This window comes from Arthrobacter sp. BG3 (genome assembly GCF_056680185.1).
Window position 1 is genome coordinate 3009614 of sequence record NZ_CM155270.1, and the last position, 20038, is coordinate 3029651.

General features: G+C 66.8%; 27 protein-coding genes and 1 tRNA gene. 17 read left to right on the forward strand and 11 right to left on the reverse strand.

Annotation, left to right across the window (positions count from 1 at the left end; translation table 11 throughout):
- Positions 1-171: 171 nt before the first annotated feature.
- Together AC1MFL_RS13470 and AC1MFL_RS13475 are read right to left on the reverse strand one after the other, a co-directional pair.
- A complete protein-coding gene (locus AC1MFL_RS13470) occupies positions 172-1677 on the reverse strand; it encodes a catalase (protein ID WP_479810394.1) in 1506 nt (501 codons plus the stop codon).
- On the reverse strand, positions 1677-2168 hold the full coding sequence (locus tag AC1MFL_RS13475) for a Fur family transcriptional regulator (protein WP_479810395.1): 492 nt from the start codon (positions 2166-2168) through the stop codon (positions 1677-1679). The genes AC1MFL_RS13470 and AC1MFL_RS13475 overlap by 1 nt, the downstream gene beginning before the upstream one ends.
- 148 nt (positions 2169-2316) lie before the next feature.
- Between AC1MFL_RS13475 and AC1MFL_RS13480 the strand changes: the two genes are divergently transcribed.
- The gene (locus AC1MFL_RS13480) at positions 2317-3588 is read left to right on the forward strand and encodes an MFS transporter (RefSeq protein WP_479810396.1); all 1272 of its coding nucleotides are present in this window, start codon (positions 2317-2319) and stop codon (positions 3586-3588) included.
- 51 nt (positions 3589-3639) lie between these two features.
- Positions 3640-4512 (forward strand): zinc metalloprotease HtpX, encoded by an 873-nt coding sequence (gene htpX / locus AC1MFL_RS13485; protein ID WP_479810397.1) that lies wholly within the window; start codon positions 3640-3642, stop codon positions 4510-4512.
- A 226-nt stretch (positions 4513-4738) separates the two neighbouring features.
- On the opposite strand, the gene AC1MFL_RS13490 is transcribed toward htpX, so the two are convergent.
- Complete coding sequence (locus AC1MFL_RS13490) at positions 4739-5230, reverse strand: YajQ family cyclic di-GMP-binding protein (protein ID WP_226758422.1); 492 nt, start codon at positions 5228-5230, stop codon at positions 4739-4741.
- 199 nt (positions 5231-5429) lie between these two features.
- Here AC1MFL_RS13490 and AC1MFL_RS13495 point away from each other — a divergent pair, with 199 nt between their 5' ends.
- The 5 genes from AC1MFL_RS13495 (at position 5430) to AC1MFL_RS13515 (ending at position 7702) form a co-directional block, all read left to right on the forward strand.
- Entirely contained in the window at positions 5430-5684 is a 255-nt protein-coding gene (locus AC1MFL_RS13495) for a hypothetical protein (protein ID WP_479810398.1), read from the forward strand.
- Between the two features lie 150 nt (positions 5685-5834).
- Positions 5835-5916: transfer RNA gene (locus AC1MFL_RS13500), tRNA-Tyr, on the forward strand.
- Between the two features lie 252 nt (positions 5917-6168).
- Positions 6169-6633, forward strand: coding sequence for an SRPBCC family protein (locus tag AC1MFL_RS13505; RefSeq protein WP_479810399.1), 465 nt, complete (start codon positions 6169-6171; stop codon positions 6631-6633).
- Between the two features lie 262 nt (positions 6634-6895).
- On the forward strand, positions 6896-7351 hold the full coding sequence (locus AC1MFL_RS13510; RefSeq protein WP_479810400.1) for a DUF6325 family protein: 456 nt from the start codon (positions 6896-6898) through the stop codon (positions 7349-7351).
- A 30-nt stretch (positions 7352-7381) separates the two neighbouring features.
- The gene (locus AC1MFL_RS13515; RefSeq protein WP_479810401.1) at positions 7382-7702 is read left to right on the forward strand and encodes an SHOCT domain-containing protein; all 321 of its coding nucleotides are present in this window, start codon (positions 7382-7384) and stop codon (positions 7700-7702) included.
- A 96-nt stretch (positions 7703-7798) separates the two neighbouring features.
- Here the strand turns inward: AC1MFL_RS13515 and AC1MFL_RS13520 are convergent, their stop codons facing one another.
- Genes AC1MFL_RS13520 through AC1MFL_RS13530 form a run of 3 tightly spaced genes read right to left on the reverse strand, consistent with a single transcriptional unit; the run spans position 7799 to position 8962 of the window.
- Positions 7799-8296 (reverse strand): SRPBCC family protein, encoded by a 498-nt coding sequence (locus tag AC1MFL_RS13520; protein ID WP_479810402.1) that lies wholly within the window; start codon positions 8294-8296, stop codon positions 7799-7801.
- Positions 8297-8309: 13 nt separating this feature from the next.
- The gene (locus tag AC1MFL_RS13525; RefSeq protein ID WP_479810403.1) at positions 8310-8642 is read right to left on the reverse strand and encodes an ArsR/SmtB family transcription factor; all 333 of its coding nucleotides are present in this window, start codon (positions 8640-8642) and stop codon (positions 8310-8312) included.
- A gap of 53 nt (positions 8643-8695) precedes the next feature.
- A complete protein-coding gene (locus AC1MFL_RS13530) occupies positions 8696-8962 on the reverse strand; it encodes a hypothetical protein (RefSeq protein ID WP_479810404.1) in 267 nt (88 codons plus the stop codon).
- Between the two features lie 799 nt (positions 8963-9761).
- On the opposite strand from AC1MFL_RS13530, the gene AC1MFL_RS13535 reads away from it, so the two are divergent.
- Positions 9762-9974, forward strand: a complete 213-nt coding sequence (locus AC1MFL_RS13535) for a hypothetical protein (protein WP_479810405.1) — start codon at positions 9762-9764, stop codon at positions 9972-9974.
- Here AC1MFL_RS13535 and AC1MFL_RS13540 read toward each other — a convergent pair.
- The 3 genes from AC1MFL_RS13540 to AC1MFL_RS13550 form a co-directional block, all read right to left on the reverse strand.
- On the reverse strand, positions 9971-10405 hold the full coding sequence (locus tag AC1MFL_RS13540) for a DUF1810 domain-containing protein (RefSeq protein ID WP_479810406.1): 435 nt from the start codon (positions 10403-10405) through the stop codon (positions 9971-9973). The two genes, AC1MFL_RS13535 and AC1MFL_RS13540, sit on opposite strands and share 4 nt — an antisense overlap.
- 66 nt (positions 10406-10471) lie before the next feature.
- A complete protein-coding gene (locus AC1MFL_RS13545) occupies positions 10472-11101 on the reverse strand; it encodes a GAF and ANTAR domain-containing protein (RefSeq protein WP_479810407.1) in 630 nt (209 codons plus the stop codon).
- Positions 11102-11154: 53 nt separating this feature from the next.
- Entirely contained in the window at positions 11155-11880 is a 726-nt protein-coding gene (locus AC1MFL_RS13550) for a GAF and ANTAR domain-containing protein (protein ID WP_479810408.1), read from the reverse strand.
- 246 nt (positions 11881-12126) lie between these two features.
- On the opposite strand from AC1MFL_RS13550, the gene AC1MFL_RS13555 reads away from it, so the two are divergent.
- From AC1MFL_RS13555 to AC1MFL_RS13575, 5 genes are all read left to right on the forward strand, one after another.
- Positions 12127-12849, forward strand: a complete 723-nt coding sequence (locus AC1MFL_RS13555) for an ANTAR domain-containing protein (RefSeq protein ID WP_479815463.1) — start codon at positions 12127-12129, stop codon at positions 12847-12849.
- 15 nt (positions 12850-12864) lie between these two features.
- Complete coding sequence (locus tag AC1MFL_RS13560) at positions 12865-13266, forward strand: hypothetical protein (protein ID WP_479810409.1); 402 nt, start codon at positions 12865-12867, stop codon at positions 13264-13266.
- Between the two features lie 83 nt (positions 13267-13349).
- Positions 13350-14075, forward strand: coding sequence for an MgtC/SapB family protein (locus AC1MFL_RS13565; RefSeq protein WP_479810410.1), 726 nt, complete (start codon positions 13350-13352; stop codon positions 14073-14075).
- Between the two features lie 214 nt (positions 14076-14289).
- Positions 14290-14832 (forward strand): GNAT family N-acetyltransferase, encoded by a 543-nt coding sequence (locus tag AC1MFL_RS13570; RefSeq protein WP_479810411.1) that lies wholly within the window; start codon positions 14290-14292, stop codon positions 14830-14832.
- A 68-nt stretch (positions 14833-14900) separates the two neighbouring features.
- Entirely contained in the window at positions 14901-15305 is a 405-nt protein-coding gene (locus tag AC1MFL_RS13575) for a VOC family protein (RefSeq protein ID WP_479810412.1), read from the forward strand.
- 53 nt (positions 15306-15358) lie between these two features.
- Here the strand turns inward: AC1MFL_RS13575 and AC1MFL_RS13580 are convergent, their stop codons facing one another.
- Positions 15359-15847: an N-acetyltransferase family protein gene (locus tag AC1MFL_RS13580; protein WP_479810413.1), complete on the reverse strand. Its 489-nt coding sequence runs from the start codon at positions 15845-15847 to the stop codon at positions 15359-15361.
- Positions 15848-15907: 60 nt separating this feature from the next.
- Between AC1MFL_RS13580 and AC1MFL_RS13585 the strand changes: the two genes are divergently transcribed.
- The 3 genes from AC1MFL_RS13585 (at position 15908) to trxA (ending at position 17717) form a co-directional block, all read left to right on the forward strand.
- Complete coding sequence (locus AC1MFL_RS13585) at positions 15908-16648, forward strand: Type 1 glutamine amidotransferase-like domain-containing protein (protein WP_479810414.1); 741 nt, start codon at positions 15908-15910, stop codon at positions 16646-16648.
- A gap of 10 nt (positions 16649-16658) precedes the next feature.
- On the forward strand, positions 16659-17204 hold the full coding sequence (locus tag AC1MFL_RS13590; protein ID WP_479810415.1) for an acyl-CoA thioesterase: 546 nt from the start codon (positions 16659-16661) through the stop codon (positions 17202-17204).
- A 108-nt stretch (positions 17205-17312) separates the two neighbouring features.
- Positions 17313-17717, forward strand: a complete 405-nt coding sequence (trxA, locus tag AC1MFL_RS13595) for a thioredoxin (protein WP_479810416.1) — start codon at positions 17313-17315, stop codon at positions 17715-17717.
- Positions 17718-17869: 152 nt separating this feature from the next.
- Here the strand turns inward: trxA and AC1MFL_RS13600 are convergent, their stop codons facing one another.
- Positions 17870-18148 carry a putative quinol monooxygenase gene (locus tag AC1MFL_RS13600; protein ID WP_226758396.1) on the reverse strand — a complete coding sequence of 93 codons (279 nt, stop codon included), beginning with the start codon at positions 18146-18148 and terminating at the stop codon, positions 17870-17872.
- Between the two features lie 101 nt (positions 18149-18249).
- Between AC1MFL_RS13600 and AC1MFL_RS13605 the strand changes: the two genes are divergently transcribed.
- Complete coding sequence (locus AC1MFL_RS13605; protein WP_479810417.1) at positions 18250-19926, forward strand: AMP-binding protein; 1677 nt, start codon at positions 18250-18252, stop codon at positions 19924-19926.
- Positions 19927-20038: the final 112 nt, after the last annotated feature.

The window sequence follows — 20038 nt, forward strand, 5'->3', positions numbered from 1 at the left end:
CGTAGGGACACCGCCGGTGCCATGGCGAGCGGGCGCGGCCGCCATGTGGAAAAGCGCAAAAAACTCCCCGCCACGAGGATCCGTGGCGGGGAGTTTCAGGACGTGCGCTAACGCGCACTCAGCGGGCCAGCAGGCACGGACGGGCTAACCCGGACGCGCCCGGAAGCACGATCAGATCTTGTTGGCTGCCTCAGCGTCGGAGACAGCGACTGTGCCCAGGTTGGCCCGCAGCTTGGCGCCGAGTTCGGCGTCGACGTTGGTCCAGTACTGGATGGCGCGTTCCTTGATGCCGGCGTTCTGCACGCCGCTCACGGCACCGGTGATGGTGTCGAGGAAGCGGGCCTTGGCTGCGTCGTCATAGACCTCGCGGTAGAGCGTTCCGGCCTGGCCGAAGTCGCTGTCCTCGGAGTGCAGGGTCGCGGCGGTGCGGACCAGGGCGCCGTCGTACTCCCAGGAACCCTCACCGGCGCGGGCCGGATCAGCAACGGGGCCGCCGAAGGAGTTGGGGGCGTAGACCGGAGCCGATGCCGGCTTGTAGCCGTGGCGCAGCGAGCCGTCCTGCGAGTAGTTGTTCACCGGCGAGACCGGGCGGTTGACCGGCAGCTCGTTGAAGTTGGTGCCGACGCGGTAGCGGTGGGCATCCGGGTAGGAGAACACGCGTGCCATCAGCATCTTGTCCGGGGAAATGTCGTGGCCCGGCACAACGTTCGCGGGGGACAGGGCGATCTGCTCGATCTCGGCGAAGAAGTTCTCCGGGTTGCGGTTCAGCTCGAAGCGGCCAACCTCCACCAGCGGGTAGTCCGCGTGCGGCCAGACCTTGGTCAGGTCGAACGGGTTGAACCGGTAGGTCTTGGCATCCTCGTACGGCATGACCTGGACGTGCAGGTCCCAGCTGGGGAAGTTGCCCCCGGCGATGGCCTCGTACAGATCGCGGCGGTAGTAGTCGGCGTCCTCGCCGGCAAGCTGCGCAGCCTGTTCGTTGGTGATGTTGTGCTCGCCCTGGTTGGAGCGGAAGTGGTACTTGACCCAGAAGCGTTCGCCTTCGGCGTTCGTCCACAGGTAGGTGTGGGAGGAGAAGCCGTGCATTTCGCGCCAGGAGCGGGGGAGGCCGCGGTCGCCCATGAGGTAGGTGACCTGGTGGGCCGACTCGGGGGAGAGGGTCCAGAAGTCCCACTGCATGTCGGCGTCACGCAGGCCGGAGCCGGGGAGGCGCTTCTGCGAGTGGATGAAGTCCGGGAACTTGATGCCGTCCTTGATGAAGAACACGGGGGTGTTGTTGCCCACGATGTCCAGGTTGCCCTCGGGGGTGTAGAAACGGGTCGCGAAGCCGCGGACGTCGCGCCAGGTGTCGGGGGAGCCCTGCTCGCCGGCGACGGAGGAGAAGCGGATGGCGGTGCCGACCTGTGCGCCCGGCTGGAATGCGGCCACGCGGGTGAAGCGGGAAACGTCGCCGGTCACCGTGAAGGTGCCGAAAGCGCCGCCGCCCTTGGCGTGCACAATCCGCTCCGGGAGCCGCTCGCGGTTGAACTGTGCCAGCTTCTCGACCAGGTAACGGTCGTGCAGCGCGGTGGCGCCGTCGGCACCGGCGGTGAGCGAGTGCTCGTCGGACGCGACGGGGGCGCCGGTCTGGGTGGTGGTCGCGGTATGCGAGATGGGCGCGGAAAGGTTCGCAGTCATCATTCTCCTTTGTTGATTTCTTGCTGTTCAGATGTGGAGGGAAGTTTTTGGGTGCGCTGGCAGTCCTGGCAGATGCCCTGGTACAGCACATCGGCGATCTGGATGGTCATCGGCCGGGCGTTCTCGTCCCAGCTCGGCGTCAGGCACGGCGCATGTCCGACGGCGCACTCGACGTCCTCCACCCGGCCGCAGCTGATGCAGACGGCGTGGTGGTGGTTGTCGCCCACCCGCGTCTCGTAGAGGGCGGGGGAGTGCGGCGGCTCGAAGCGGCGCAGCATCTGCAGATCGGTCAGATCACCCAGGACCACGTACACGGACTGCGCGGTCAGCTCGGGAAGGTCCTGGCGGGCCGCGGCGAGGATGTGCTCGGCGGGGGAATGCGGGTGATGCTCGACGGCGGTGAGCACCGCCAGCCGCTGTTTGGTCACCCGGCGGCCGTGGGCACGCAGGGCGGCAGCCCATGCCTCGTGGGTGCCCGCCGTCTCCGTCATGCCCCCATTCAAGCACCTATTATGAACCGGTCATAATAAGGCTCGGCTTATCCCGGCGTGTTACGCCCTTCGGGGCGGGTCCTGTGCAGGCTTGCGCGTCGCCCCCGAGGTCGCCGGCCGGCCCTCCGGGCCCCACTAGAGTATCCGGGTGGGGAAATATCTGGCGGACATCACGCCCTTGCGCGAGAGTCCGGCGTTCCGCCGCCTGTGGCTGGGTTCCGCCGTCGCATCCGTGGGCAGCCAGCTGACCCTGGTGGCCGTGAGCCTGGAGGTTTACCGGCTCACCCAGGACAGCCTCTACGTCGGGCTGCTGAGCATCTTTGCCCTTGTCCCGCTGGTCTTCGGCGGCCTGCTGGGCGGCTCGATCGCGGATGCCCATGACCGGCGCAAGGTGGCACTGCTGGCCTCCTCGGTGTTGTGGCTGACCACCGGCTGCCTGGCGCTGCAGGCCTGGCTGCACCTGGGCAACGTCTGGCTGCTCTATGTCCTGATCGCGGTGCAGAGCGGTGCGCAGGCCATCAACCAGCCGGCCCGCAGCGCCATTATCCCGCTGCTGGTCCGCAAGGAGCTCCTGCCTGCCGCCAACGCGCTGAGCATGATCAGCTTCGGGCTGACCCTGACGGCCGGGCCGCTGCTGGCCGGGCTGCTGGTGGCCACGGTCGGGTTCGCCTGGACCTACACCATCGACGTCGCCACCTTCGCCTTCGCCGTCTGGGCGCTGTTCAGACTGCCCGCCATGCCGCCGGGGGAACACGCGCGTCCCGCGGGGCTTCGCTCCGTCGTCGAGGGCTTCCGCTTCCTGGGCACCCGCCCCAACCTGCGGATGACCTTCATCATCGACCTCGTCGCCATGATCTTCGCCCAGCCCCGGGCACTGCTGCCCGCGATCGGCGCGGTGATGATCGGCGGCGGTGAAACCACGGTGGGGATCCTGCTGGCCTCCACCGCCGTCGGCGCGTTCCTGGCCGGCCTGTTCTCCGGTCCGCTGGGCGCCGTGCGGCGGCAGGGGACCGCCGTCGTCTGGTCCGTGATGGGCTGGGGCGCCTCCATCGCCGGGTTCGGCCTCGTCGTCGTGCTCGCCGGGAATTCCGGCGCGGGAGGCGTGACGTGGTGGCTGCTGCCCGCGGCCCTGTGCTGCGGGCTGGCCGGCATCGCCGACTCGGTCAGCGCCGTCTTCCGCACCACGATCCTGCAGGCCTCGACCCCGGACCACTTGCGCGGCCGGCTGCAGGGCGTGTTCATTGTGGTGGTGGCCGGCGGGCCGCGGGTGGGGGACATGCTCGCCGGTGGTGGGACTAAGATTTTGAGTGAAGGCTGGGTCCTGCTGTTGGGCGGCCTGTTGTGCATCGCGGTGGCGTGGGCCGTGGCGCATTCGCAGTCGGGCTTCCTGAAGTACGACGCGCGGAACCCGGTGCCATAGCGGGACGTTTTTCTTGTGTGGGTCGATATTGGGACGACTTCTGGAGGAACAGTGCACCAGCATCACAACGGACTGAAGACCGCCGCCCTCTTCGGTGTGCTCTGGGCGGTGCTGTTGCTCCTCGGCGCGCTGATGGCCTCCAGCATGCGCAGCGCCGCACCGATCTGGATCATGGCCCTGGTCGGCGTCGCCACCACCGCCTACGGCTACTGGAACAGTGACAAGATCGCCATCCGGTCCATGCAGGCCTTTCCCGTGACGGAGGCCGAGGCGCCCCAGCTCCACCAGATTGTCCGGGAGCTCTCCGCCGCGGCGCAGCAGCCGATGCCGCGGATCTACATCTCGCCCACGATGGCCCCGAACGCCTTTGCGACGGGACGGAACCCGCAAAACGCGGCGGTGTGCTGCACCGAAGGCATCCTGCGGATGCTCGACGAGCGCGAACTCCGCGGAGTGCTGGGCCACGAGCTGATGCACGTGTACAACCGGGACATCCTGACCGCCTCGGTGGCTGCCGCCGTCGCCGGCGTCATCACCTCGGTGGCGCAGATGTTCCTGATTTTCGGCGGCGGCGGGGACCGGCGCAACGCCAACCCGATCGCCGCGATCGCCATGGCCCTGCTGGCGCCGTTTGCCGCCTCGCTGATCCAGATGGCCATCTCCCGCACCCGGGAGTTCGACGCCGACGAGGACGGCTCCAAGCTCACCGGGGACCCGCTGGCGCTCGCCTCCGCCCTGCGCAAGATCGAGCAGGGCGTGCAGCTGGCGCCGCTGCCGCAGGACCAGCGGCTGGTCAACGCCTCGCACCTGATGATCGCGAACCCGTTCCGCGCCGGGGGTGTCGCGAAAATGTTCTCAACGCACCCGCCGATGAGCGAGCGGATCGGCCGGCTCGAGCGGATGGCTGGCCGCCAGCTGGGCTAGCCGGGCTTGTTCGCGGCCGGGTTGCGTCCGCCCGGGGGCACTTTGGGCTTAATGTTCGACGCCGGCGCCCCACTTGCCGGGGTGTACGAGCCATGGGTGGCGCGGGAGCCCGGCTGCTTCGGCGACGCCCAACTGGTTCCGTGACGCGCAAAAGGGCTGGCGACACCGGAATACCGGCGCGCCAGCCCTTTCGCGCAGCGTCAGAAATTCTGCGCCGCGGACGACCCTAGCTGCGGAAGTTCACGAACTGCAGGTCGGCCTCGTCGAAGCCCTTCAGCAGGTTCATGGTCTCCTGGAGGTCGTCGCGGGACTTGGAGGTCACCCGGAGCTCGTCGCCCTGGATCTGCGACTTGACGGACTTGGGGGCCTCGTCGCGGATGAGCTTGTTGATCTTCTTCGCGAGGTCCTGGGCGATGCCCTCTTTGATGGTGGCCTCGAGCCGGAACTCCTTGCCGGAAGGGTAGGGCTCGCCCGTCTCGAGGGACTTCAAGGAGATGCCGCGGCGGATGAGCTTGGACTGCAGGACGTCCAGGACGGCGAGCACGCGCTCTTCCGAGTTGGCCTTCATGAGGATCTTCTCGTCGCTGAAATCGACCTCGGCGCCGACGCCCTTGAAGTCGTAGCGCTGGACCAGTTCCTTCTGCGCCTGGTGCAGCGCGTTGGCGACTTCCTGCTTGTCGACCTTGCTGACGACGTCGAATGTGGATTCGCCTGCCATGACTGTCCTCCTGATGGTTGGGGGGTGCCCGGTGAAGGGCCGTTGTGTCTGCAATCCAGCCTAGTACGGATGCCCCTGATGTGAAGGCTGTGGGAGCGCTGCCCCGTTCACAGCCCGCTCAAAGGTGGGTCAAGGCGGGAACGAAGTTTCGGGCGGCAGAGTTGCAGGGGTTGGAAGAGTCGTTCGAAAGGCACGCACCATGCAAAACAAGGCCGTCCGGTACGCCGTCCGCTCCACCGCAGCAGCCGCCGTGGGTTTCGCCAGCGCCGCAACGTCGGTGGCGGCGGCAACGCTGGCGGCCTCGATTATCTTCAGCCCCGCCGCGGATGCCTCGTCGAGGCTGGATGGCGTCCACACCGATCTGGCACGTGCCATCCAGCTGAACCAGATCACGGAGGAGCAGGCTGCGCGGTTTGAATCCAAACTCGCCGGACGCATCCTCGGAGAAGCCTGATTTTCCGGGGTTTTTGGGGCCACAAAGCGCCGATTCGATTCTTCGGCATAAGTTCTGTAAAGTTGTCTTGCCCGCGGTTACTGGAAGCGGAACGGACTGGAAATGGCCGTTCTGAACATGGGAGCCGCGAGTGATCTTCTTTTGAAGTTCGGCAGATTACCCGAGCGGCCAAAGGGGGCTGACTGTAAATCAGCTGGCAACGCCTACGGGGGTTCGAATCCCTCATCTGCCACCCTTGGAGAAGCCTCCGGAACCAATAGGTTCCGGAGGCTTTTTCTTTGCCCTGGTCCCGGATGGGCGCTGTTCTTGCAGCCCCGGCAGGGGTTGTGAACATCCTGCTGTCAGCCAAACAAGACGAGCAACGTAACAGGCAATCCGCGGGTTGTGGGATAAAACGTGACTTCGTCCCCTGTTGCGCTCCGCGGACGGCGGTCCAAGGTGAGGTACGTAGACCACTCACAAAGGCGGGCCCGCAGGGTCACCTATGCCCGACACCTCGGAGGAGATCAGCGCCATGGCGAAACTGACGAAGAGCATCACCATCAACGCCCCGGTTGAGAAGGTTTTCGATTTCGCGAGGGATGTCGGCAGGCTCTGGGCCTGCTTCCCGGAGGTTGCGGTCAGGGATGTTGAGGTAAAGCCCGACGGCGTCGGCTCCTCCGCCCGGTGGTTCACGCACACGCTGGGGATCCACAACGAAGGAACCATCGAATACACCGGGGTCGTCCCCAACCAGCGCATCGTCGCGAAGTCCTCGGCCGGCCCGGTCTTTATCTTCCTGTTCGAAGCCGAGGCCGGCGGAACGAAGCTGACGGTCGACGCCGAGTGGCACCTGCCAGTCCCGTTAATCGGCCCGCCGGTCGAGGCGCTGATCATGAAGCGGAGCGAGAAAGACGGCGAGGCGATGCTGGCTGGCATCAAAGTGCAGGTGGAGGGAACCGCGGCCTGACGGGCCTGGTAGGGCCACGCGGCACCCTGCCAAGTGTCCGGCGTCGTAAGCGCCGCCCCGGGGGACTCACCCGAAAGGGATGATGCGGCGGCCGCCCGCTGGCGCTGTAGTGGTCTCACGACCCCTGGTGGCAAATGATGCCTGCGCACTCCCGACCCGCCCTCGGGATCACCCGGTGCGGGTGGTGACGGCCCGGCAGGCGACGAACACACTTAGACGAGCGTGCCGGACAGTGCGCTCGAACCAGAACGGAGGAAAGCCAGTGACAACCACACCGGAGACCGAGGCCCACGGGCCGGTCGACTTTGTGCTCCTTGAGTTCCCCATGGCCGGACTGAATGGACGCGCGAGCGAAGAGCTCATCAAGCTTGTGGAGCAGGGTGTGATCCGGCTCTTCGATCTCCTTATAGTCATGAAGGGCGAGGACGGCACGGTAGAGGTGCTCGAGCTTACCGACCCCGGCGGTCCCGCGGAGGCATTCTCGTACTTCGACGGCGCGCAGTCCGGACTCCTCGGCGAGGAGGAAATTGCCGAAGCCGCAGATGCGATTCTCCCGGGAAGCCTCGCCGCGCTGATTGTCTACGAGAACATCTGGGCGGCACCTTTCGTGGCCGCCGTTCGGGACGGCGGGGGCGAGCTCGTTGCGAGCACCCGGATCCCTGCCCCGGACGTGATGGCAGCGCTTGAGGCCCTCGACGCCCAGCCGCCCGTGGCCTGACACAACCCGCGTTGCGAGAGGAGAAAAATCATGGGACTGCTTAGGGGTATGGCGCGGACGGCGGTCGTCGCCGGGACGGCATCAGCGGTCAGCGGCCGCGTCCAGCGGCGGCAGGCTTCGAAGTTCGCCGAAAAGGACGCCGCGACTGCGGCGAAGCAGCAGGAGGCCTACAACCAGCAGATGGGCCAGCAGCAACCTGCCTACCAGCAGGCGGCTCCACCCCCGCCGGCCGCCGGCGGAATCTCGAACGATGCCATCCAGCAGCTCAAGGAGCTCGGGGCGCTCAAGGAGCAGGGGATTCTCACCGAACAGGAGTTCGCGGTGCAGAAGGCCAAGATCCTCGGCGGCTAACGCCGCTACGGCGGCCTTGCTCCGACACGACACCCCGCACTTGCAAAGCAGGTGCGGGGTGTCGCCTTGCCCGTTGCCTCCTGCGGCCGGCTGCTGTCAGCCGACTTTGGACCCGGCGAGGATCGCGTCGATCTGGGCGAGGGCCTGGTTCATGCCCTCTTCCATTCCCATGGCGAGAACCTTCTCCAGTGCCTCGGCGGAGTCAAAGGTCGACACCATGGTCATCCGGGTGCGGTTGTCGATTGCCTCCAGCCGCATGACGGCGTGGCTCGTGCCCATGGAGGGATTCGGGTCGCCGTTCTCGTCGGCGAAGCCGTCGTCGAACTCCAGCCGGTGCGGGGCCTCGATGGCGGTGAAGCGCCACCAGCCCCGGCTCTTCTCGCCACCGGGCCCGGTCATGAAGTAGCTGGCCTTCCCGCCGGAGACGAACTCGTGGCTGTCGAAGGTCGCAGGCCAGGTAGGTGGGCCCCACCAGCGCTCAAGCTGGCGCGGGTCCTCCCAGACCTGCCACACGCGCTCGACGCCGGCGTCGAACTCGGCGACGACGGTGAAGCTCAGGGCCTCGGCATCCTTGTGCGAACTGATAACGGTCATGGCGGAACACTTCCTATCCCTCTGCGAGAATGTCTGCGATCCGGTCAGCCCGCTGCCGCCAGATCGATTCGTACTCATCGAGCAGCCGTCGCGCTCGTTGTAGGCCATCGTGGCTAGCCCGCACGATCTGCTCCCGTCCGCGCTTTTCCTTCGTAACGAGGCAAGCGCGCTCCAGCACCGCCACGTGTTTCTGTACGGCGGCGAAACTCATGGCGTAGTGTTCCGCCAGCCTGGACACCGAATAGTCGCCGACCGTCACCCGGGTGACGATGTCCCGGCGGGTGGAATCGGCGAACGCCTGGAAAAGGCGGTCCAGTTCAGCATCCCGGAGCTCATCTACAACCATTTGGTTGTAGAATAATCCGTCCGTTCCGGGGTGTCAACGGGTTTTTCGGAAGGCTATTTGGCCATCCCGGGGTGGACCGCCACGTACTCGATCTTGTTCGCGGGCTGGACGGTCTTTTTCGGCGCCCGGGAGAACCCCTTGGCGTCCAGGTGGTTCTCGGCCCGGTACACGGCCAGGGCCTCGTCATAGATCGCGTTGAGCCGCTCTCCGGAGAACTCCTCCGAGGATCCGTCGTTGAACGTTATGGAGATAACGGTGCTGCCCGGAAAGTGCCGCTTCATGCGGATGAAGCCTTCGGGGTCCTGCTGGAGATTGATCAATGCGGTCCTGCCTTCGGGATGGGGGACTTCCAGTGTCCCGCACCTTCCTCGCAACCTTCGCCCTTGGCAACATTCGCACTAAGTAGCCTGGCAGGGCGGAAGGCCCCTCACTGAGGGGCCTTCCGTTGATTCCGGGCTAAACCTTCTCACGTGTCCGGTCGGCCGTGGCCGGCTCTTCTACGGTGAATTTCCTGCTGCGGCGGGGGAAGGCCCAGAACTTGAACTCAGGCGCTTTGGCCCGGGGCTCCGGTCGCGCCTCGGTTTCCTTTGGTTCATCCTTCGTGACGTCCCGCCGGAATTCCCTGTTGTACGGGTAGCACATCACTGACCTCCTTATCGTGATTGCCCTTTAATCCTCCTCCGCATCGGCCGCTGCGTCGATACTCTCCACGGCACGGAACTACTTTCCGGCGGTGTCCACGACGCAGAAGCGGTTGCCTTCGGGATAGGCCAGAATGCGTGCGGCGGAGGCTTAGTGCGGCTGCGGTGACGGGCGGGTAGCTTGGTCCTTATTCCGGCTGGAAGGACGGTGGCGCGGTGGGCAGGATCGAGGAGTACCGGGCGGCCCTGAAGGGGCTCGATGACTGGATGCCCTAGCTGAACGCGCACAGCGCGTTGCCGGGCCCGCGCGGCAACCTCGAGCTCGTTGCAGCCTGCGGCGAGGAAGCAGAGGTACCGCGGGCCGAGCAGCTGATGGCGACGGGCGAGGAGTTCGCGACCGTGTGCGGCGTCGTCGTGCTCGGCCGGTATCTCGGCCTGCATCCCGGGGACAGCCGGCACGTGGAGGTCCTGCACCGGTATGCCGCCGATTCCCGCTGGCGCGTCAGGGAAGGTGTTGCCATGGCGCTGCAACCTCGGCTACGGCTGGAGCGTCGCGATGGCGGCGCTCCCCGCGGAAGGTCTGCGGATGTTCGCGGAACTGGAGCAGAGCGCTGATCCGGACATCGCCTGGATCGTCCTTGAGAACTCCAAGAAGAACCGGCTCCGCAAGCTGTTGGATGGGCGGCCCTAGCCTATGCCGAGGAGCTGGTCGGTCGCCTCATCCGGCTGCCCGTCAAAGTACTTGGCCAGGACCTCCTGGAAAACGTTCTGCTGCGGGTCCGCGCGGAGGAAGAGGGTCATGGAGGAGTGCAGCTTGCGCTCGTCGATCCCGCCGAAGATCTGCCCGGCGGTGCGGCCTTCCAGTCCGGCCACGATCCCGGCGCATTCGATCAGCCTCAGGCCCAGGACGGGGTGGCGCAAATAGGCCTTCGCTTCGGCCAGGGAGGTGACGGCGTACTTTCGGGCGGTCGGACTCTGCCCGAGCCCGGCGATCTGCGGGAACACAAACCACATCCAGTGGGTGCGTTTCAGCCCTCCACGCAGTTCGTCGAGGGCGCGCCGGTAGGTTCCGCCCGCGTCCTGGGCCGCGACGAACCGTTCCAGATCGAAGGGATCATCCACAGTGTCCTCCTGGTCCTGCCGGGCCGGGTGCCGCCACGTCCGGTAGCGCCAACCGCCGCCGGAAGATCATTCCTCGAAGCGTGCCGTGATGTCGGTGTCGCCGGCAATGGAGGCAACCACCACCGCCGCTACGTCACGGATCTTCATGTTCCTGTTGTTGGACGTATTCCGAAGGATCTTGAAGGCAGCTTCACGGCCGCACCGGTTCTGGGCCATGATCGCCCCGATCGCCATGTCGATGGTGGTCCTAGACTGCATCGCGGCGGCCAGGTTATCCCGGGACTCTGAGAGTTGGGAGACCCGCAGGGCCAGCAGGAGCGCCCGCGCGGCGTCGGAGGCAAACTGCTGCGCCACCGCCAGATCCTCGACAGAGAACGCATCTGTCCGCGGCGAGTAGAGGTTGACGACGGCGGAGTTCTCATCGTCGAGCAGCAGGGGGACCTGGACGATGCTGTCTGACCCTTCGCCGGTGCTGCCCACCGCTGAGGAAGGCTGCTTCCGCCGGCTGATGGTGATCCCACAGGTCACCTCGCGGTCGGGGCGGGACAGTTCCCTTGCTGTCAGGCTGGCCAATTCGGCCAGGAAACCATCCACCCGGGAGCCCGCCCCGGAGCTGACCAGCACAAGATCCAGCAGCGTACTGACGCTGCCGCTGATGGTGTGCGCCGTAGACGAAACGGCACGGTTGTCACTCATAACTTCCCCCAATTCCCGGCCGCACGCTGAGCAAACAGCGGCTTTCTTCCATCCTATTGTGGGGGATCCGCCGAAGGTAGTGTGGCGCCATGCAGGATATCCGCGGCGATGGTGTGCAGCCTGGTGTCAGTTGCCCTGGCGGCCAGATGCAGCAGTTCCATGGCCCGTTCCCTGCTGCACCGGTTCTGGACCATGATCAGCGCGACGGCGGCGTCCACGATGGCGCGGGATTTCAAGGCGGCACGGAGGTGCTCGGGGTAGATTTCCGGGGGGTGCACCTTGAGTGCCAGCCGCAGGACCCGCGAGATGGACGCGGCATGGCGCTCCACCTCCGCAACCGTGGCCTCATCAAAAACGCCGCTGGTGCGCGAATAGCAGTTCAGCGCTGCGGCTGAACCCGGATCCGTGCCGATTGGAACTGCCAGGACCGACCGGATGCCCTCGCCGGAGATTGCGGAGGCGTAGTGCGCCCAGCGGTCCTCATGTGCCACATCGGTAACGAGGACGGTGGTGCCATGCCGCAGGGCCGTCAGGCAGGGGCCGTCGTCGAACGCGTATTGCTTTTCATCCAGCCGCTTCGCCTCCTGGCCGCTGCTGGCAACGGTGGCTGGAGTGCCCTCCCGTTCCACCGTGATGGCGCACAGCATGGGCTCGGAACCGCCGAGAAGGGTCGCGGAGACGGTGGTCAAACCCAGAAGAAACTCGGTGAACCCTGGACTTTCCAGCAGGAGATCCTGCAGATGCTCGGGTGATGGAGATGCGCCGGTACCGGAAACCATGCCGGCCTCAATCCTAGGAACGCCGGGCGTCCGTGACGCGCCTGCTTAGCGGTTGCGAACTCTTAATCGCCCGCAACCCAAATAGCGAAACCTATGGACCCTCAAGGCTGAGATCAAGCTACTAGCGACACTACTCCCTGCGGTGGACCGTGAATACAGGCGCGCCCCGCCGGCCCGCCGTATGCTTGAGTCCTGCGGCGATACGCGCCGGCTGGCGTCTGCGCCAGTATGGACCCTGAGGTGAATATGAGCGTGGACCTGCCGCTGGCTGACGAGATCACCGCCGTTTTTGCCCGGGCCTCTAGGCTGCTGCTGACAGAGCAGACGGTGGCCCACGCCCTCCGGCTGATCACGGACGCCGCGACGGCGGCGATTCCGGGCTCTATCGGGGCGGGCGTGAGCCTGATCAACGGTTCGGGGCTGCGGCAGACGACGGCCGCGTCCGACGCCGTCGTGGCTGAAGCCGATGCGCTCCAGTACGAGCTGGGGGAAGGCCCGTGCATCACGGCCTGGGCCAGCGGTGAAACCGTTCTGGTCGAGAATCTGGCTTCCGAACGGCGGTGGTCGCGCTGGACCCCCGCCGCGGCCGCCCTGGGAATTTCGTCGTCGGTGAGCTGCCCGCTGCTGTCAGGCGACCTGGCATTGGGCGCCGTCAAGGTCTACTCGGACGGCGGTCAGCAGCTTGGCAACGGCATGGTCCGCTTGGCCGAGCTCTTTGCCGAACAGGCAACGCTTTTTGTCATCCACTCACAGGCCCGCGAGGCTGCCCTGACGCTGAGCGACCGTTTGCAGGAATCCCTGGCGCAGAGGGACGCGATCAGCATGGCCAAAGGCCTGCTGATGGCCCGCAAAGGCACCAGTGATGAAGAGGCATTTCGGGATCTGATGACGCTCTCGCGGCAGTCGGGAAAGCCCCTGGCCCGGGTCGCGGCGGAGCTGCTGGCCGCAGCCAGCCCCCTCGAAAACTAAGCGCAGGACGACGGCATGGCCTTGGGCGGCGAGGAGAGCGAGCAGCGGCGGCGATTCGCCGAATCGCTTCGCCATGGCGACGTCAGTATTGAAGAGCTCTGGCTGAGGTACTTCACGCTCGGCGGCCAGGCCGGACAATTCGAGGTCGAGGCCTACATCCACGGCGCCATCGCCCTGCCCGCACTTCAACGCGACATCCTCGCCCACGCCCTGAACGAACGCCTGGACGAGCTGTACTCCGGGGCGGCCCGGGCACCCTACAGCCAGCCTCTCGATGACCCCGATGAGGCAGCCGGCGAACCCGGGAACGGGCCTGGACAAGAGCCCGGCGGGGAACCCGGCGACGGGCCCGAAAGAGACGCCGACGGGCCTGAAAGAGACGCCGACGGGCCTGAAAAAGAGCCCGGCGACGGCTGACGGCGGCCTTGCTAGAGTCAGCCGTAGGGACAGTGATCTCCGGCCGGTCCGCCTCGCCTGACTGGCCAAGGAAGGCGGTCGAAATGTTCGCGTTCTTCACGGACACCAGCCTGGTTGAGGCCGGACTGCTGCTCGCGACGTTCGTGCTGTGCTCCCTGATCGGCATCGAGCGGCAGGTCCGGCAGAAGAGCGCGGGGTACCGGACGCACGTGCTGGTGGGACTCGGCTCCTGCGCCTTCACCCTTGTCTCCGCCTACGGTTTCGCGTTCGTGAGGGAGCCCGGAGCAGCCGTCGACCCGTCGCGGATCGCGGCCCAGATCGTGAGCGGGATCGGGTTCCTGGGCGCCGGCGTCATCTTCAAGGGCCGGGATGTGGTCCGCGGCCTCACGACGGCCGCCACCATCTGGGTGTCCGCCGCGGTGGGCATGGCCTGCGGGGCGGGCATGGTCTCCCTGGGGGTGGTGCTGACAATTTTCCACCTCATCACCCTGTTCGTGATTGCGCCGGCGGTCCGCAGAATCCCCTCCGTGGACCGGAACCGTGTCATGCACATCGATTACGCCGACGGCCAGGGCGTGTTGCGGCAGGTCCTGGAAATCGCCACCACCATGGGGTTCAGCTCCTCGATCCTGCGCACCCGGCGGACCGGGGACGAGCAGCGGCCGATGGTCTCCATGGAGGTCCGGTTCTTCGGGCGCCATCCGCTGCGGAACCTCGTCCTCCCGCTGATGGATCTGCACGGCGTCGAAAGCGTGATTGTCCGGGGCACCGATTCGAGCGAAGATGACGACGACGACGACGAAGCCTGAGCTGCCGCCAACTACAGGGGAGCTGAGGGCGGTGCCCGCCGTCGTCCTGTCCGCCGGGCCGGGTGGCGGGCTGCGCCGCATGCCGGCGGGGGTTGACGGGCGGTGCAAGGATAGAAGCCATGTCCGTCTCTGACGATCTTCCGGCCCTGCCGGAACGTCCGCGCCCGCCCAAGCGTGTGCCGGCGTACCGGCAGACCCCGGGCTGAGTCCTCGGATGACAGGCAACAGCACCCCCCTGGCCGGCAGCGTCCGGATCCGGATCCTGAGAGCCTCCGACGCGGAAGCCATGTGCGCGGCGTACCTGCGAAACCGCGAACATCTGGCACCCTGGGAGCCGCTGCGGGCCGAGGAGTTCTTCACCGCCGACGGCCAGATGGTGAGCGTCCAGTCCAAGCTGGCCCTGTTCATCGCCGGATCCGATATCCCGTGGGTCCTGACGGACGGCGAGGCGATTGTCGGGCTGATGAGCCTCAGCGGCATCGTCCGGGGGCCGTTCCTCAGCGCCCACCTCGGGTACTGGGTGGACAAGGACTACAACGGGCGCGGGATCGGCGCCGCGGCGGTCGCTTTCGCCGTCGAAGCGGCGCGGGACGAGCTGGGGCTGCACCGGCTGCAGGCCGCGACCCTCCAGCACAACGCTGCGTCGCAGAAGATCCTCAAGCGCTCCGGCTTCACGGAGATCGGCCTGGCCCCGGCCTACCTCAAGATTGCCGGCGACTGGCAGGACCACCTCCTCTTCCAGCGCATCCTGTTTTGAAGCGCATCCTGCCCTGAGTGGGCAGGGTCCGGGGAGCCCGTGCCCCTGCGTCGTGCGAGAATCTCAGGGTGACTGACGAAACCCGCGGCGCCCTGCACCATGTCGAACTGTGGGTGCCGGACCTTGGCCGCGCCAGGGACGAATGGGGCTGGCTCCTGGCCCGGCTCGGCTACCAGGACTACCAGGACTGGCCCGACGGGTGCAGCTGGCGGCGCGGGACCACGTACATCGTCGTCGAGGAATCCCCGGCCCTGAGCGGCCGCGCGCACGACCGCACCGCCGCCGGGCTCAACCACCTGGCCTTCAGCGCGGGGACCCGTCGCGAGGTCGACGCCCTGGCGGCGGCCGCCGTCGCGCACGGCTGGCGTGAACTGTTCCCGGGGAAGTACCCGCACGCCGGCGGCCCGGACCACTTTGCCGCATACCTGGTGAATTCGGACGGCTTCGAAGCTGAACTGGTCGCCGCCGGCTGACGCCGGTTCCGTTCGGCTCCACGCTCGGCTCCGCGTTCTGTTCTGCGCCCGGCTCAGCGCACCATCCGCAGGATGCGGACCGGCGTGCCGGCCAGCTCATGCTCCGCGGTGGCCCCGTCGGGGACGAAGCCGTTGCGCCGGTAAAAGGCTAAAGCGCGCGGGTTGCCTTCCGCAATCCAGAGGTACGCGCCGCCGTCGCCCACGGCTGCGTCCAGCAGCATCTGCCCGGCCCCCGAGCCGTGGTGGCTGGCCAGCACGTAGATTCCCTCCAGCTCCCGGGGGTGCGGTCCGTCGTCATCGCGTCCCGCCCCGGCACTCGCCCAGCCGACGATGGCGGTCCCCGCACAGGCCACCCAGGTATCCGAGACGGGGGCGGCGAGGATTGCATCCCATCTGGCCTCCCGCGGGGCCTGCTGCAGTCCCGCCAGTGCCTCGGCCGGCAGCAGGTGGGCGTAGCTCTCGCGCCACGCCTGGATGTGCACCCGCGCAATGCCCGCGGCGTCGTCCGGCACGGCGGCCCTGACGGTCAGGTCGGATGTCATCCGGCAACGGTAATACGGATTTGTGCCCCGACACGGGAGCGGTCCGGGTACGTTGTAGCCATGAGCATCTATCTGGTCGGCGGCGGCCCGGATACTGTGACCACTCCCGTGATCTTCGACCAGTTCACCGCGGAGGTCCGGCAGCGGGCCGGGGACGGCAGGCTGCCGCGGATCGCGGTGGTCCTGGTTGACCACGAAGGCAGTTCCGAATACTTCCTGCCCGCCTACCTGGACCCCCTGCACCGCCGGACCCCGTGTGAAGTGGCCACGGTCCCGCTCCGCCGCGGCGGATCCGTGGAGCCCGGCGTGTTCGACGGCGTCGACGCGATCGTCGTCGGGGGCGGCCCCACCCCTGTCTACCTGGCGGGTCTGCGGCCCGCCGCGGCCGCCATCCGCCGGGCGGTCCAGGCGGGCGCCCCGTATCTGGGGTTCTCCGCGGGGGCGATGATTGCGCCGGAGAAGGCGATTGTCGGCGGCTACCGGGTCCGCGGCGCCGAGGTGTGCCCGGAGGAATCCTCCGAGGGGCTCGGGGAGGTGGAGCTCCGCGAAGGGCTGGGCCTCGTGCCCTTCGCCGTCGACGTCCACGCCGCGCAGGCCGGAACGCTGGGCCGTGCCGTCGCGGCCGTCGTGCACGGCATGGTCGATAAGTCGGTGGCCGTCGATGAGAACACCGCGCTGGTGCTGCCGCACGCGGACCCGCGGGAGCAGCGGGTGATCGGGGCCGGCAACTGCTGGCTGATCCGCGGCCCCGGACCCAAAGCCACGGTCTCGGTCCTTGGCAGTGTTGTTACTCGCGGGTAACATAATTCCCATGCACCTGCTCCTCCGCACGCTTTTGCTGCTCTTCACGTCCTCCCGCCGCTCCCCGCTGAGCATCTGGGACACCGCGTCGCTGCCTTTGAAGGTCCTCCCGACCGACATCGACATTGCGATGCATGTCAACAACGGCATGTATTTCTCCCTGATGGACCTGGGCCGGTTCGACCTGATGGCCCGCAGCGGAACCTGGCAGGCCATGCGCCGCCGCGGATGGAGCCCCGTGGCCGCGGGGGAGACCATCGCCTTCCGCCGGTCGCTGCAAATGTGGCAGCGGTACACGATCGAAACGAAGATCATTGGCCTTGACGAGAAGGCCATCTACTTCGAACAGCGCATGGTGGTGGACGGGGAAATCTACGCCCGCGCCTTCATCGCCACCCGGCTGGTCAGCAAGGGCAAGCCGGTCAGCCAGGACGAAATCATCCGTGAGTTCGGGACGCCGCCGGCGGATCTGGTCCTGCCCGAATGGATCCATGAATGGCGCGAAACCAACGCCCTGCCCGGGGCCCGGCGGCCGGCGCCGCACGCCTGGGCCTAGATTCCGGGCTCCGGGGCGGCCTGCGGTCTGCGGCGGAGGGCCGTCACATGGCTGTGCCAACAGCGAAATGCAGGGGACAAGGCGGGGCTGCTCGCGTACCGTTGACCCATGGCTACCGTAGACATTACAGGTGAACAGTTCGCATCTACCGTCGAGGACAACGACATTGTCCTCGTCGATTTCTGGGCCGAATGGTGCGGTCCGTGCAAGCAGTTCGGACCCACATACGCCGCAGTGTCCGAGAAGCACAAGGACGTCGTCTTCACCAAGGTGGACACCGAAGCCGAGCAGCAGCTCGCCGCCGAGGCCGGCATCACGTCCATCCCGACGCTGATGGCGTTCCGCGAAAAGGTCCTCGTGTTCTCGCAGCCGGGCGCCCTGAACGCCCAGCAGCTGGAGCAGGTCGTCGACGCCGTCAAGGCCCTCGATATGGACGAAGTCCACGCGCACGTGGCCCGGTCCCAGGCCGAGGCCGCCGGCAAGCAGGACGGCAGCCAGATCCCGGAGGCCTAACCGCTCCGCATCTGACCGGCACACAAAACGCTGCACACAGCGCGCAGCAACATAGCGCCACAGCAACACAGCAACGCGGGGTCACTTCGCGCCCATGATCTTCCGATTTATGGGCGAGGAGTGACCCCGCGTTGTCTTTGTTGGGGGAGTGTTTAGAGGTGGACGAGTTTGACCGGTTCGGCCAGCAGCGCGCTGAGGGACTCGTTGAGGTCCTGGACCGCGGAGCCCTTCGAGTGCTTGTCCAGGTCCTCCTGCGAGGCCCACTGTTCGGTCAGCACCAGCCGGTCCTCGGTGGCCTCGGTCAGCTCGTACCGGATGCAGCCGGGTTCGGTGACCACCTCGTCGATCGCGATCTCCAGCGCGAGCTTCACACGGAAGAACTCGCCGTCGTTGGGAATGAAGATGGCCTGAAGGTCAATGGGTGCGCTCATGCTTTTCACAATACCGGGCCGCGGCTCAGTGTCCCGAAGATTTCGTAGGACATCCAAGCTTTACTCTTCTTTTGCCGGCCGAGTGTTGGTAGCGTCACATCATGCTTGCATACACAGCCGGGGACACTGACGTCCCGCTGCTCGAGGAAACCATCGGCGACAATTTCGAACGGATCGTGGCCAGGTTCCCCTTCCAGGACGCCCTGATCGAGGCCGCGGCCGTGCCCGGGGAAGAAGCCCGGCGCTGGAGCTACACCAAACTGAACGACGACGTCGACCGCGTGGCCCGCGCGCTGCTGGCCCTGGGCGTGGCCAAGGGCGACCGGATCGGCATCTGGAGCCCGAACTGCGCCGAGTGGACCATCCTGCAGTACGCCACGGCCAAGACCGGGGCGATCCTTGTCAACGTCAACCCCGCCTACCGCAGCCACGAGCTGGAGTTCGTCGTCAAGCAGAACGGCATGCGGATGCTGGTCGCGGCGCCGTCGGACCGCAACAGCGACTACACCGGCATGGCCCGGCAGGCGCTGGCTGGATGCCCGGAGCTGCGCGAACTCGTCTTCCTTCCCGACGCAGGCCTGCCGGCCCTGACGGCCGGGGTCCCCGAATCCGAGGCGGAGCGGACGTTCGCGGAGCTGCTCAAGCGGGCCGACGACGTCGCCCATGTCGACCTCAAGGCCCGGATGGCCGAACTGGACCCGCACGACGCGATCAACCTGCAGTACACCTCCGGCACGACCGGGTTCCCCAAGGGTGCCACGCTCTCGCACTACAACATCCTGAACAACGGCCACTCGATCGGCGAGCTGCTGGAGTACACCGAGCACGACCGGGTGGTGCTTCCGGTGCCGTTTTACCACTGCTTCGGCATGGTGATTGGGAACCTGGCCGCCCTCAGCCATGGCTGCGCCACCATCATTCCCGGCCGCGGGTTCACTCCCGCCGCAGCGCTGGAGGCGGTGCAGGACTTCGGCGGGACGTCGCTGTATGGGGTGCCGACGATGTTCATCGCCGAACTCGCCCTGCCGGACTTCGCGTCCTACGACCTCTCGACCCTGCGCACCGGGGTGATGGCGGGCTCGCTGTGCCCGATCGAGGTGATGAACCGCGTCATCTCCGAGATGAACATGTCCGACGTGGCCATCTGCTACGGGATGACGGAGACCTCGCCGGTGTCAACCATGACCCGCAGCGTGGACACCATGGCCCAGCGCACCGAGAGTGTGGGCCGGACCATGCCGCAGCTCGAGAGCCAGATCGTGGACCCGATGACCGGGGCGGTGCTGCAGCGCGGCGAGATCGGCGAACTGTGCACCCGCGGGTACTCCGTGATGAAGGGCTACTGGAACCAGCCGGAGAAGACCGCCGAGGCGATTGATGAAGGGGGCTGGATGCACACCGGCGACCTGGCCCGGATGGATGAGGACGGCTACATCGTGATCGAGGGCCGGATCAAGGACATGGTGATCCGCGGCGGCGAGAACGTCTACCCCCGCGAAATCGAGGAATTCCTGTACACCCACCCGGACATCCAGGACGTGCAGGTGATCGGCGTCCCCGACGCCCGGTACGGCGAGGAACTGATGGCCTGCGTGATCCTCAAGCCCGGCGCCGGCCCGATGGATGCGGTCAGCCTGGCCGGGTTCTGCCGCGGGAAGCTGGCGCACTACAAGATCCCGCGCTACGTGGACGTGCGCGAGGACTTCCCGATGACCGTTTCCGGCAAGATCCGCAAGGTGGACATGCGCCAGGAAGCCGTCGCCCGCCTGGGCCTCTGACGGCCCCGGCCCCTGGCATCACCGCCCTTCACACCAACGCGGGGTCACATCGCGCCCATAAATGCCCCCGGCATGGGCCGTAAGTGACCCCGCGTTGGTAGGAATCCGGGGG

Coding starts and splice junctions, on each gene's coding strand:
- AC1MFL_RS13515 (WP_479810401.1), top strand. CDS start 7,382: ATGGGACTGCTTAGGGGTATGGCGCGGACGGCGGTCGTCGCCGGGACG.
- AC1MFL_RS13470 (WP_479810394.1), bottom strand. CDS start 1,677: ATGACTGCGAACCTTTCCGCGCCCATCTCGCATACCGCGACCACCACC.
- AC1MFL_RS13495 (WP_479810398.1), top strand. CDS start 5,430: ATGCAAAACAAGGCCGTCCGGTACGCCGTCCGCTCCACCGCAGCAGCC.
- AC1MFL_RS13555 (WP_479815463.1), top strand. CDS start 12,127: ATGAGCGTGGACCTGCCGCTGGCTGACGAGATCACCGCCGTTTTTGCC.
- AC1MFL_RS13550 (WP_479810408.1), bottom strand. CDS start 11,880: ATGGTTTCCGGTACCGGCGCATCTCCATCACCCGAGCATCTGCAGGAT.
- trxA (WP_479810416.1), top strand. CDS start 17,313: ATGGCTACCGTAGACATTACAGGTGAACAGTTCGCATCTACCGTCGAG.
- AC1MFL_RS13525 (WP_479810403.1), bottom strand. CDS start 8,642: ATGGTTGTAGATGAGCTCCGGGATGCTGAACTGGACCGCCTTTTCCAG.
- AC1MFL_RS13545 (WP_479810407.1), bottom strand. CDS start 11,101: ATGAGTGACAACCGTGCCGTTTCGTCTACGGCGCACACCATCAGCGGC.
- AC1MFL_RS13520 (WP_479810402.1), bottom strand. CDS start 8,296: ATGACCGTTATCAGTTCGCACAAGGATGCCGAGGCCCTGAGCTTCACC.
- AC1MFL_RS13580 (WP_479810413.1), bottom strand. CDS start 15,847: ATGACATCCGACCTGACCGTCAGGGCCGCCGTGCCGGACGACGCCGCG.
- AC1MFL_RS13565 (WP_479810410.1), top strand. CDS start 13,350: ATGTTCGCGTTCTTCACGGACACCAGCCTGGTTGAGGCCGGACTGCTG.
- AC1MFL_RS13590 (WP_479810415.1), top strand. CDS start 16,659: ATGCACCTGCTCCTCCGCACGCTTTTGCTGCTCTTCACGTCCTCCCGC.
- AC1MFL_RS13475 (WP_479810395.1), bottom strand. CDS start 2,168: ATGACGGAGACGGCGGGCACCCACGAGGCATGGGCTGCCGCCCTGCGT.
- AC1MFL_RS13600 (WP_226758396.1), bottom strand. CDS start 18,148: ATGAGCGCACCCATTGACCTTCAGGCCATCTTCATTCCCAACGACGGC.
- AC1MFL_RS13560 (WP_479810409.1), top strand. CDS start 12,865: ATGGCCTTGGGCGGCGAGGAGAGCGAGCAGCGGCGGCGATTCGCCGAA.
- AC1MFL_RS13585 (WP_479810414.1), top strand. CDS start 15,908: ATGAGCATCTATCTGGTCGGCGGCGGCCCGGATACTGTGACCACTCCC.
- AC1MFL_RS13570 (WP_479810411.1), top strand. CDS start 14,290: ATGACAGGCAACAGCACCCCCCTGGCCGGCAGCGTCCGGATCCGGATC.
- AC1MFL_RS13505 (WP_479810399.1), top strand. CDS start 6,169: ATGCCCGACACCTCGGAGGAGATCAGCGCCATGGCGAAACTGACGAAG.
- AC1MFL_RS13605 (WP_479810417.1), top strand. CDS start 18,250: ATGCTTGCATACACAGCCGGGGACACTGACGTCCCGCTGCTCGAGGAA.
- AC1MFL_RS13490 (WP_226758422.1), bottom strand. CDS start 5,230: ATGGCAGGCGAATCCACATTCGACGTCGTCAGCAAGGTCGACAAGCAG.
- AC1MFL_RS13535 (WP_479810405.1), top strand. CDS start 9,762: ATGCCGCCGATTCCCGCTGGCGCGTCAGGGAAGGTGTTGCCATGGCGC.